At 57.7% G+C, this 12,092-nt stretch carries 9 protein-coding genes; 5 read left to right on the forward strand and 4 right to left on the reverse strand.

Annotated elements, in window-relative coordinates:
* The first annotated feature begins 73 nt into the window (after positions 1 to 73).
* The 3 genes from OK409_RS12770 (at position 74) to abgT (ending at position 4,505) form a co-directional block, all read left to right on the forward strand.
* Positions 74 to 1,387, forward strand: a complete 1,314-nt coding sequence (locus OK409_RS12770) for an amidohydrolase (RefSeq protein ID WP_033787530.1) — start codon at positions 74 to 76, stop codon at positions 1,385 to 1,387.
* The gene (locus tag OK409_RS12775; protein WP_061901845.1) at positions 1,384 to 2,826 is read left to right on the forward strand and encodes a M20 family metallopeptidase; all 1,443 of its coding nucleotides are present in this window, start codon (positions 1,384 to 1,386) and stop codon (positions 2,824 to 2,826) included. Before OK409_RS12770 ends, OK409_RS12775 begins: the two co-directional genes overlap by 4 nt.
* A gap of 161 nt (positions 2,827 to 2,987) precedes the next feature.
* Positions 2,988 to 4,505, forward strand: coding sequence for a p-aminobenzoyl-glutamate transporter (abgT, locus tag OK409_RS12780; RefSeq protein ID WP_010252101.1), 1,518 nt, complete (start codon positions 2,988 to 2,990; stop codon positions 4,503 to 4,505).
* A 76-nt stretch (positions 4,506 to 4,581) separates the two neighbouring features.
* On the opposite strand, the gene nadS is transcribed toward abgT, so the two are convergent.
* A complete protein-coding gene (gene nadS / locus OK409_RS12785; protein WP_022625237.1) occupies positions 4,582 to 4,866 on the reverse strand; it encodes a NadS family protein in 285 nt (94 codons plus the stop codon).
* Between the two features lie 381 nt (positions 4,867 to 5,247).
* Between nadS and OK409_RS12790 the strand changes: the two genes are divergently transcribed.
* Entirely contained in the window at positions 5,248 to 6,657 is a 1,410-nt protein-coding gene (locus tag OK409_RS12790; RefSeq protein WP_010672040.1) for an MFS transporter, read from the forward strand.
* 46 nt (positions 6,658 to 6,703) lie between these two features.
* Here OK409_RS12790 and OK409_RS12795 read toward each other — a convergent pair whose 3' ends face one another.
* From OK409_RS12795 to OK409_RS12805, 3 genes are read right to left on the reverse strand one after another with little or no spacing between them, the layout of a single operon-like run.
* Entirely contained in the window at positions 6,704 to 8,014 is a 1,311-nt protein-coding gene (locus OK409_RS12795) for a c-type cytochrome (protein ID WP_172608736.1), read from the reverse strand.
* Positions 8,015 to 8,024: 10 nt separating this feature from the next.
* Positions 8,025 to 9,809: a GMC family oxidoreductase gene (locus OK409_RS12800; RefSeq protein WP_010672042.1), complete on the reverse strand. Its 1,785-nt coding sequence runs from the start codon at positions 9,807 to 9,809 to the stop codon at positions 8,025 to 8,027.
* A 2-nt stretch (positions 9,810 to 9,811) separates the two neighbouring features.
* Complete coding sequence (locus OK409_RS12805) at positions 9,812 to 10,546, reverse strand: gluconate 2-dehydrogenase subunit 3 family protein (protein WP_264367125.1); 735 nt, start codon at positions 10,544 to 10,546, stop codon at positions 9,812 to 9,814.
* Between the two features lie 276 nt (positions 10,547 to 10,822).
* Here OK409_RS12805 and sbmA point away from each other — a divergent pair, with 276 nt between their 5' ends.
* On the forward strand, positions 10,823 to 12,067 hold the full coding sequence (gene sbmA, locus OK409_RS12810; protein ID WP_264367126.1) for a peptide antibiotic transporter SbmA: 1,245 nt from the start codon (positions 10,823 to 10,825) through the stop codon (positions 12,065 to 12,067).
* Positions 12,068 to 12,092 lie beyond the last annotated feature (25 nt).

Below are 12,092 nucleotides of genomic sequence, written 5' to 3' on the forward strand. Positions count from 1 at the left end.
CATCTTATGCCGGTCAATACCATTGTGTAGATTCGGAACAGTGCATAAAAAATCAACAACGAGGAGAGAGCCGATGAACCCCCTTTCAGACCACGTCAGCGCCCGGCTGCCACAGCTGCAACAGTGGCGTCGCGACTTCCATCACTATGCCGAATCGGGCTGGCTGGAGTTCCGCACCGCCACCTTCGTCGCTGAAGAGCTGCATAAGCTCGGTTATCAACTGAAGCTGGGCCGTGAGGTCATCGACGCCGACGCGCGGATGGGCTTGCCCGACGAGGCAGTGCTGAAGCAGCAGGAAGCGCGCGCGCTGCAACAGGGCGCGCTGCCGCAGTGGATCAGCCACTTCTCCGGCGGATTCTGCGGCATCGTGGCAACGCTTGAGACCGGCCGTCCTGGCCCGGTGATGGGCTTCCGCGTCGATATGGATGCCCTGGATCTCAACGAGAGCCAGGCTGACGATCATCTGCCGCAGCGTGAAGGGTTCGCCTCCTGCAACGCAGGCATGATGCACGCCTGCGGACATGACGGCCACACCACCATCGGGCTGGGTCTCGCCTCGGTGCTGATGGCGATGAAAGATCAGCTCAGCGGCACGATTAAACTGATCTTCCAGCCCGCCGAAGAGGGTGTGCGCGGCGCAAAAGCGATGGTGGCGGCGGGCGTAGTCGATGACGTTGATCGCTTCACCGCCATTCATATCGGCACCGGCGTGCCGGCAGGCGAAGTGGTGTGCGGCAGCGACAGCTTCCTCGCCACTACCAAGCTGGATGTTCACTTTACCGGCATCGGTGCCCATGCGGGCGGTCGTCCTGAAGAGGGGCGCAATGCCCTGCTGGCCGCCGCACAGGCAACGCTGGCGCTGCATGGTTTAACCCAGCACAGCGGCGGCGTGGCACGGGTCAACGTGGGCGTGCTGCAGGCGGGAACCGGCCGCAACGTGGTAGCCGACTGCGCCCTGCTGAAAGTCGAAACCCGTGGCGTGACCAATCAGGTCAACGACGACATCTATCAGCAGGCGCTGCGGGTGATTGCCGGTGCGGCGGCGATGTATGGCGTTGAGCAGCGGGTCTCGCTGATGGGGGCCGCGCGCAGCTGTACCCCGACGCAGCCATGGGTTGATTTCATCCATCAGCAGGCGGACGCGCTCGGTATCTTCAACTCCGTGGTCGATCGTAAAGCGCAGGCGGCGGGTTCGGAAGATGCGACCTACATGATGGAACGGGTAAAGCAGCGCGGCGGTCAGGCCTCTTACGTCATTTTTGGCTGTGAGCTGGCGGCGGGTCACCACAATGCGAAATTCGACTTTGATGAGCGGGTGATGCCGGACGCCATCACGCTGCTGGCGACGCTGGCGCTGAACCAGGCGCAGTATGGGGGCTCACGATGATGGAAGACTTTATTGCCGACTATATCGCTCGTCATCAGCTTCGTTTCAGCACGCTCAGTGACGCCATCTGGGACACACCGGAGACCCGCTTTGCCGAAACCCGCTCGTCAGCCCTGCTTTCTGATGCGCTGGCAGAAGAGGGATTCAGAGTGGAACGCGGCGTGGGTGGCATCGATACGGCGTTTATCGCCAGTGCGGGCAGCGGCAAGCCGGTGATTGCCATCCTTGGCGAGTTCGATGCGCTGGCGGGCCTGAGTCAGCAGGCGGGCTGCGCCCGGCCACAACCTCTGGAAGCCAACGGCAACGGACACGGCTGCGGTCACAACCTGCTCGGCACGGCAGGTGTTGCGGCGGCCTGCGCCGTGAAAGCCTGGATGGAACAGCATCACACGGGTGGCACGGTTCGCTTTTACGGCTGCCCTGGCGAAGAAGGCGGTTCGGGCAAGACTTTTATGGTGCGCGAAGGGCTGTTTGACGACGTTGATGCCGCCGTGACCTGGCATCCGGAGGGGTTCAGCGGCATGTTCAATCTGCGCACCCTCGCCAATATTCAGGCGGCGTTCAGCTTCAAAGGGGTTGCGGCGCACGCGGCCAATTCTCCCCATCTGGGCCGAAGCGCCCTGGATGCCGTCACGCTGATGAATACCGGGGCCAATTTTCTGCGCGAGCATATTGTTCAGGAGGCACGTCTGCACTACGCCATCACCAACAGCGGCGGTGTATCGCCAAACGTGGTGCAGGCGGATGCGGAGGTGCTCTACCTGATCCGCGCCCCGGAACTGCCACAGGCGCAGGCGATTTATGAACGGGTGATCAATATCGCCAGGGGTGCAGCACTGATGACCGACACCACGCTGACCGTACGTTTTGACAAAGCCTGCTCGGATTACGTCCCGAATCGCGCGCTGGAAGCGGTCATGGAGCGTTATTTGCATCAGTTTGGTTTGCCCGACTACAGCGACGAAGAACGCGCGTTTGCGGCTGAACTGCGTGCCACGCTCACTGATGACGATCTGCGCAATGCCCGGCTCAATGCCGCCCGAACCGGTGGTGAAGCCGGTCACGCCTGGGCTGAACAACTGGGTGACAAGCTGTTTATGGATGAGGTCGCGCCCTATGCGGTCACACGTGATCTGCTTTATGGCTCCACCGACGTCGGCGATGTCAGCTGGGTGACGCCGACTGCACAGTGTTTTGCGCCCTGCTTTACCTTCGGCACGCCGTTGCACACCTGGCAACTGGTGGCGCAGGGCCGCACCAGTATCGGGCATAAGGGGATGTTTCTGGCGGGCAAAGTGATGGCGGCCACGGTGCTAACGCTGTTAACGGATCGGCAGGCGCTGGCTGGCTGCCGGGCCGAGTTTGATCGGGTACGCGCCGCGCAGCCCTATCACTGCCCGATCCCGGCGGGGATCACACCAACAAAACTGGCCGAATGAGCCAACGGCCGTGTCTTTGACGCGGACCACTATAAAAAAATATTGCAAACACTTCCCCGATTCAGCGGTGCCGGAACTGAACTCACCGCCTGTCGCACAACGCGACCGGCGTCAGGCCTTGCTACCGCCGATAAAAGGGACACAAGACGAGAACCAATACCATGGAAGCAACATCCGAGAACCGCAGTCCTGGCCGGCTCTTCAGCTGGATCGAGCGCGTGGGGAATAAAGTCCCCAACCCGTTTTTACTGTTTGTCTATCTGATCGTGGTGCTGATGGTGGCGACCGCCATTATCAGCGCGCTGGATCTGGCGGTGAAGAATCCGAGCAACGGCGAAATCGTGCGGGTGAATAACCTGCTGAGCGTCGCAGGCATTCAGTGGATCCTGCCAAATATCATCAAAAATTTCAGCAGCTTTACCCCGCTGGGATCGATTCTGGCGCTGGTGATTGGTGCCGGACTGGCGGAAAAGGTCGGCCTGCTCCAGTCGCTGATGGTGAAGATGGCGTCACGCGTCAGCCGCCGTTATGCCAGCTACATGGTGCTGTTTATCGCCTTTTTCAGCCATATCTCCTCGGATGCCGCGCTGGTAGTGATGCCGCCGCTGGGCGCACTGATCTTTCTGGCGGTGGGCCGTCATCCGGTGGCGGGCCTGCTGGCCGCCATTGCCGGTGTGGCCTCCGGCTTTACCGCCAACCTGCTGATTGTCACCACCGATGTGCTGCTCTCGGGCATCAGCACTGAAGCGGCTAAAGCGGTCAGCGACACGGTGCATGTCAGTGTCATCGATAACTGGTTCTTTATGGCCACGTCGGTGATTGTGCTGACGATTGTGGGCGCGCTGCTGACCGATAAATTTGTCGAGCCGCGACTGCCAAAGTGGCAGGGCAACGGCGAGAAGCTGGCGGCGCTGACGCCGCTTGAAAACCGCGGTCTGCGGGCTGCCGGGATCGCCGCGCTGCTGTTTATCGCCCTGATGGCGCTGCTGGTGGTGCCGGAAAATGCACCGCTGCGCAATCCCGCCACCGGCGCCATTATTCCCTCGCCTTTTATTCAGGGCATTGTGCCGATCATCATTCTGTTCTTCTTTGTGGTGGCGATTGCTTATGGCGTGGTCACCCGACAGATCCGCCGTCCGGATGATATCCCGCAGTTGCTGGTCGATCCGATGAAGGGCATGGCGGGTTTTATCGTGATGGTGTTTCCGCTGTCGCAGTTCGTGGCGTTCTTCAACTGGAGCAACATGGGCAAATTCATGGCGATCGGGCTGACTGATGTGCTGGAGAGCGCAGGCGTCAGCGGCGCGCCCGCTTTTCTTGGCCTGATGTTCCTGTCGGCGTTTCTCTGCATGTTTATCGCCAGCGGCTCAGCCATCTGGTCGATTCTGGCGCCGGTCTTTGTGCCGATGTTTATGCTGCTCGGCTTCCACCCGGCCTTTGCCCAGATGATTTTCCGCATCGCCGACTCCGCCGTGCTGCCACTGGCACCGATGTCGCCGTTTCTGCCGCTGTTTCTCGCCTTTTTGCAGCGTTACCAAAAAGATGCGCAGCTCGGCACCTATTACGTGCTGATCTTCCCCTATCCGCTGGTGTTCTTTATCAGCTGGATAGCGCTGCTGCTGGTGTGGTATCTGCTGGGTCTGCCGATCGGGCCTGGTGTCTGGCCAAAACTGCCGTAAAGCACAGTGCCACCGATGAATGTTTCATCGGTGGCACGTTTTATTTTTTGTTAAACGGCGTGCAGGGAACAACGGCTCATTGCGCCGCCAGCTCCTTAAAAAATTCTGGGTTTTTCTGGATAGTGACCAGTACTTTAGCTGCCAGCCCGGTCGGGTTACGCCGTCCGGCTTCCCAGCTCTTTATGGTATCGAGGCTGGTTCCCAATGCCGTCGCCATCTCGCTCTGTGAGACGTTAAGCTGTGCCCGGATAGCCTTCACGTCGGCAACCGCGTAACGGGTAACACGACCGGGCTCCCTGATACCGTTTTTGATCTCCACAGCCTCTTCCAGCGATGCTTTCAGCTCGTCAAAAAAACTCACGTTACACCTCATCTTTCAGTAATTGTGTCAGCTTCTTTAGCTCAGCTTTTTCCGCGTCCGTGAAAAGGTGTCATAAAGCAAGGCTATGATAACGCAAGGACGCCATTTGCATCCATGCGCTCCTGCCCCCGCGTTACCGGACTGAGAGACAGTCCGGAGTTCGCTGCAATCAGATTCTGGCCTGGTCGCCGCTGCCGGAGTGCGCCTGCCACGGATGGCAAAACCTGCAACGTACGTTGCTAAATAGTCAGCAACGACCCTCTCGGCAACGGCGGATGAATTGACTATTCTGCTATTTCTTCGCTTGCTAACGGTTAACTATTTTAATAAGCCTCCGACCGGCTGCGAGTCGTCTCTACACTGCCTGAGGTTCACGCTGACATGACCACCATCTCCACCAGCCTGCCACCGATGCACGCTTCATCGGCGGCCCGTAACAGCTTAGCCGCACGCGTTGATGCGCTGCCCTCATCCGCCGGATTGTGGCGCTTTATTACGCTGCTGGCGCTGGGCGGCTTTTTTGAGCTTTATGACCTGTTTGAAACCGGCTACATCAGTACCGGCCTGCTGTCGGCGGGCGTATTTCACACGGGTGCGGCAGGCGTGCTGGGCTTCTCCGATCAGGCGGCCTTCGCCTCGGCCACTTTTCTCGGTCTGTTTTTCGGTGCCAGCCTGCTGGCACCCTACGCTGACCGCTTTGGTCGCCGTCTCACCTTTATGTGTGCGCTGCTGTGGTACGGGCTGTTTTCGCTGCTGATGGCGTTCCAGCAGAGCGCGGAGATGATTATTCTGTTCCGCTTTCTGGTAGGGATCGGGCTGGGCGTCGAGCTGGTGACCATCGACACCTATCTGTCGGAATGGGTGCCGACCCATCTGCGCAGCCGCGCCTTTGCCTTCTCCTTTTTCGTGCAGTTTTTATCGGTGCCGGCCGTGGCGCTGATGTCGTGGTGGCTGATTCCGCAAACGCTGTTCAGCCTTGAAGGCTGGCGCTGGGTGGTCATTGCGGGCGCGGTCTGTTCGCTGGTGATCTGGCTGGTGCGCAGGAACCTGCCGGAGTCGGCGCGCTGGCTGGCGCAGCAGGGTCGTCATCAGGAGGCGCATCAGGTGCTGTCCACGATGGAGCAACGCTGCGGCATCCCGGCAGGACCCGCTTTTTCAGCCGACGACGCCGCGGCGCAGCTGCCAAAACGGGGGCGCTTCAGCGAGATCTGGTCACCCGCTTACCGCAAGCGCACCCTGATGCTGGTGGTGATGAATTTTTTCCAGGCGATCGGCTTTTTCGGCTTTGGTAACTGGCTGCCTGCGCTGCTGTCAGGCCGCGGTGCCACGGTGACGCACAGTTTGCTTTATGCCTTCTTCATCACGCTGGCCTATCCGCTGGGATCGCTGATCTGTAGCCGCTACGCCGATAAGCTGGAAAATAAGTGGCAGATTGTCCTGTCGTCGCTGATGACGGTGGTGTTCGGCACGTTGTTCGCCTTCCAGACGCAGCCGGTGTTGCTGATTCTCTGCGGCTTCCTGATCACCTGGTCCAACGCCTGGCTGACCTTCAGCTTCCACGCCTATCAGACCGAGATTTTCCCGACCCATATTCGGGCGCGGGCGGTTGGCTTCTGCTACTCCTTCAGCCGTCTCTCTACGGTATTCAGCAGTATTTTGATTGGGGTGATCCTGCAGTATGCCGGTACGCCAGGTGTGATTACCTTTATCGTGCTGAGCATGGTGATGGTGATGCTGTCGGTAGGGATTTATGGGCCGAAAACGCGCGGTATCGATCTGGAGAATATCTAAAAGAAAAGGCCGTCATCCTGATGATGACGGCCTTTTTTACTGCCGATTATTTGCCTTCCAGTACCCGGATATCTGCACTGCCCAGCCGATCTTTCTCATCTTTACGCAGCTCAGCGACCTGTTTCGCGCTGACCGGCTCCGACGCCTTGTTGCCCCAGCTGTTACGCACGAAGTTTACCACGTCCGCTACCTGCTGATCGTCAAGACGCCAGCCAAATGCTGGCATGGTAATGGTCGACGGCGCGCCATTTACGCCAGGCAACTGTCCGCCCACCAGCACGATATGGATCAGTGAGGTCGGATCGTCCGCCAGCACCACCGGATTACCGCGCAGCGCCGGATAGAAACGTTTGTAGCCGCTGCCATCGGTTTTATGGCACGCCGCACAGCTGTCGACGTAGGTGGCTGCACCCGTCGCACTGTCGTCACCTTTCCACAACGCTTTGGCCGTGGCGTCATCGACGCTGAAGGCTGCCTGATGGGGATCTTTCGCGCCCAGCGACTTCAGATAGCGCGCAATCGCCGTGATATCGGACTCGCTCAGGTGCTGCAGGCTGTGTTCCACCACGTCGGTCATGCCACCAAAAGCGGCGGTCTGATCGTTGCGGCCATAACGCAGGAACTGACGCAGGTCCTCTTCGCTCCAGCGACCCAGTCCATCGCGGTTGTCGCCACGCAGATTGCTGGCGGTCCAGCCATCAATCGGTGCGCTGCTGCCCGCCAGATAGTCGCTGCCCTCATTGTTGGTCAGCGCCTTCTCCTGCATCGTGATGCTGCGCGGCGTGTGACAGGCTCCGCAGTGGCCCAGTCCTTCAACCAGATAGCGACCACGTGCCAGCACAGGATCTTCCTGGGCTGCAGGCTGGAACGCTTTCACGTCGGGCGCAAAAATCCCGCGCCAGATCGCCAGCGGCCAGCGCATCGACAGCGGCCAGGGAATGTCGCTCTCCCGGTTTGGCTGCCCGACCGGCGCGACGCCATGCATGAAGTAGGCGTAAAGCGCCTTCATGTCTTCATCGCTGACCACGGCGTAAGAGGGATATGGCATCGCCGGATAGAGCGTTTCGCCATTTTTCGCCACGCCCTGACGCACCGCTTTCTGGAAGTCGTCGTAGCTGTATTCGCCAATGCCAGTCGCGGGATCGGGCGTAATGTTGGTGGAGTAGATGGTGCCAATCGGTGTTGCCATCGGCAGACCACCGGCAAACGCTGCGCCGCCTTTGCTGGTGTGGCAGGCCACACAGTCACCGGCTCGCGCCAGATACTCACCCCGTTTAACCAGATCGTCCTGGCTGCTCTCCGCCAGGGCGGCGAACGTCAGGGAGCCAAGAATCAGAGCCAGAATGCCATTTTTCATCGCCATGTCCTTATGCCTGCACCAGTGGGCCTGGATTTTTCAGGTAGTGTTCGCGAATCGCTTTTGCTGACCAGTAGGTCAGCGCCGCCACCATGCCGGTCGGGTTGTAGCCCAGTCCCTGCGGGAAAGCTGATGCGCCCGGTACAAACACATTCGGTACGTCCCAGCTTTGCAGATAACGGTTGACCGCACTGGTTTTTGGATCGTCGCCCATGATCGCCCCGCCACTGATGTGGGTAGTCTGATAAACCGTGGAGTCGAAATGGGTGCCAGGCTTTTTCGCGCCGCCGATGATCATCTTCGGATTCATCGCTTCCGCGATATTGCGCATCTTACCGACCATGAACTGCGCCATTTTGATGTCGTTATCCTGCCAGTCAAAGGTCATGCGCAGCAGCGGCTGTCCATAAGCATCTTTGTAGTTGGGATCGAGATCAAGGTAGTTGGCGCGATAAGACTGGTGGGCGCCGTGCGCATCCATCGACAGATGATGGGTGTAGGTATCCGCCACCGCCGCTTTCCATTTGCTGCCCCAGTTGGGCGTACCCGCCGGCACCGGCAGGCCGGAGATCGGTTTGGTGCCCGCCTGGTTAACCCAGAATGGCGAACCACCAACAAAGCCCAGCGGCCCATGGTCGAAGTTATCCGCGTTGAAATCATCAACCGCAACGCCTGCGCCACCCGCACCGATAAACGGATTAGTGGTGGTGTTCTTATCAAACAGCGCCTTCAGCGTAGAGAGGTTCTGATAGGCGAAGTTGCGGCCTACGGTCCCTTCGTTGGTAATCGGGTTGTAGGGTTTGCCGATGCCCGACAGCAGCATCAGGTGAACATTGTGGAACTGGAAGGCGGAGAGGATCACCAGGTCAGCGGGCTGAATCTGCTCGCGGCCCTGCCCATCCACATAGGTCACGCCGGTCGCACGCGTTTTGTCATCGCTGAGATTGACCCGCAGCACATAAGAGTTATTGCGCAGCTCAAACTTCGGCTCCTGACGCAGCGCAGGCAGGATATTGACGTTAGGCGACGCCTTGGAATACATGTAGCAGGCGTAGCCGCTGCAATAACCGCAGAAGTTGCACGGCCCCATCTGTGCGCCGTAGGTGTTGGTATACGGACCCGAGGTATTGGCGGACGGCAGATCGTAAGGGTGATAGCCGACCGACTCTGCCGCCTGAGCAAACAGCTGCGCCGAGTAAGTGCGCTTCTGCGCGGGCAGCGGGAAGTTATCTGAGCGATCGGGCGCAAACGGGTTGCCGCCTGTATCTTTGCCGACCACTTTGCCTTTGATACTCCAGGCGCTGCCTGAGGTGCCAAAAACCTTTTCCGCTTTGTCGAAGAACGGCTCCAGCTCATCGTAGCTGACGCCAAAATCCTGAATCGTCATGCCTTCCGGAATGAAGTTCTTGCCGTAGCGCTCTTCGTAATGGCTGCGCATCCGCAACTCAACCGGATCGACACGGAAATGGACGCCGGACCAGTGAAGACCCGCGCCACCGGTACCGGTGCCGGGCAGAAATGCCGCCAGCTGACGATAGGGCACTGCGGTCTGCGACGCATCATGACGAATGGTCACGGTGCTTTTGGAGAGATCCTGGAAAAGCTTTTTGCGGACGTTATAGGTCAGCTCATCAATGGACTGCGGATAGGAGCCATCGGGATAGGTATCACGATGCGGTCCGCGCTCCAGCGCCAGCACGTTCAGGCCCGCTTCGGTCAGCTCTTTCGCCATAATGGCACCCGCCCAGCCGAAGCCGACAATCACCGCATCCACTTTTTTCATTTCGTTTGCCATGCTTAGCTTCTCTCCCCGCGAATCGACACTGACGGGAACGGATAACGTTCGCCGCGCTCTACCCAGTCCATAAAGTCGGCGCGTGCGCCAGGGAAGTTAATCAGCTTCCAGCCGACCATGCCCTGATTCCCGCCGTGTATAGGATCGCTGAAGAAGCCTTCACGGGTATTCTGCAACAGGAAGCTAAAGAAGACTTTTGCCGGCAGCTGGCTGAATTCAGCACTGCCATTTTCCATCGCCTGCAGTAAGGCATCCTGCTGCTCGCCACTGAGCTGGGCGAACACCTTGCCGTGCTGCTTTTTGCTGTAATTATCGGCATCGGCCAGACCGAGGCGGTAGATCTGCTGTGGCACCAGCGGCAGCTGATAGCCCAGCTCTTTCGGCAGGTCGGGGTTAAACGGCCCCTGCATATACCAGTTCGACCCCGTGGCATACGGCGTATTCATCTGACGATCGATAAACTCAGGCACGCCCGCTTCCAGCGCACCAGGCCCGCGTTCATCACTGGGGATAAGCCGTGCCACGGCGGCGGTAATAAAAGCAAACTCTTCGGCGGTGAACCAGTTCGGCTGGTATTCGCGCGCCTGCTGTGGCGTGGCCGGGGTTTCAGCCGCCTGTGTGGCCAGCGGCAGGGAGAGTGCACCCATCGCTGTGGAACCTACCGCCATTGCAGGCGCCAGGGTGATTGTCTTCAGCAAAAAATCCCTGCGTGAATGACCCTTTTTTTGTTCTGACATGACATTGCCTCATTCCCGCGCTGACCGGCGGTATGAAAAAAATAGGTGGTTGCGTTGTAATGGTTTTTATCAGCAGATACAGGCCAGGAGCCTGTTTGTTACCGGTAACAAACAACCTATTGTAACACTGCCATTCACAAAGATTTAGTTCCAGGAAACAAAACCGCACAATTTCATTAACATCTATCCCCCTCCTGTCATTAGCAGAAACAACAGACTACAGACAGCGACCCGTCAAAAACGTTATAACAGGCAACACACAACAGCGGAGTGCCTATGTTTAAGTCTTTTTTTCCGCGGCCAGCGCTGTTTTTCAGCTCTGCGGCTGTCTGGAGCTTAGTAGCGATTTTTGCCTGGTTCGGCTTTGCCAGCAATTTACCTGCTCATTTTTGGCCTGCTTTTCAGGCTGCGATAAAGCAGCCTTTGCCCACGACAGTGATGCGCTTCATTGCACCAGGTGAGTTATGGTTTTATGCCTATTACTGGATAATGGTTGCCCTGTTCGCACTTGCCTGGCGAGTGATTGATAACCACCCCTGGCAGCGTTGGTCAGTGTGGGGCTCTGCGCTAATTATTTTTGTTACCTGGTTTGGGGTTCAGGTCGGCGTAGCAATTAACGCCTGGTATCAACCCTTTTACGACTTGATACAAAAGGCAATAACAAAAGCCGGTTCTGTATCAATTAGCCAGCTCTATTCTGAAATTGTGGGCGTAGCAGGCATTGTTATGGTTGCTGTGACTATTGGCGTAATAAATGCCTTTTTTATTAGCCACTGGGTATTCCGCTGGCGTACCGCGATGAATAATTATTATATGCACCACTGGCAGCGATTACGTCATATTGAAGGCGCAGCGCAGCGTGTGCAGGAAGATACGATGCGCTTTGCTCTCACACTGGAGGGATGGGGAGTCAGTTTCATACAGGCTATCATGACGCTCATCGCTTTTTTGCCAGTACTGGTTCAGCTGTCACACCATGTAAAAAGCGTACCGATTCTTGGCGCCATACCTTATGCATTGGTCATTGCCGCCGTTGTCTGGTCTGTACTGGGAACAGGACTGTTAGCAGTAGTCGGATTAAAATTACCAGGCCTGGAGTTTCGTAACCAGCGAGTAGAAGCAGCTTATCGTAAAGAACTGGTTTACGGCGAAGACAATGCTGACCGCGCTACACCGCCGACGGTAAGAGTGCTTTTTGACAACGTCAGACTGAATTACTTTCGTCTCTATTTTCATTATCTGTACTTCAATATCGCCAGAATGTTCTATTTACAGATAGATAATCTCTTTGGCCTGGTCATGTTGTTCCCATCAATCGCCGCAGGAACGATAACACTGGGTCTGCTCAATCAAATTAGCAACGTGTTCGATCAGGTTCGCGGTTCTTTCCAGTATCTGATCACCTCGTGGTCAACGCTGGTTGAACTGATGTCGATTTACAAGCGTCTGCGCAGCTTTGAGCAGATTCTGGATGATGTTCCGCACGATGAGATGATGCGCGAAGCGTCGGAAGAGGTGTAACGGGTTGGAAAGAGAGAAGCCACGA

The organism is Pantoea sp. RG18, assembly GCF_025910075.1.
In the GTDB taxonomy this organism is placed as follows: Bacteria; Pseudomonadota; Gammaproteobacteria; order Enterobacterales; family Enterobacteriaceae; genus Pantoea; species Pantoea agglomerans.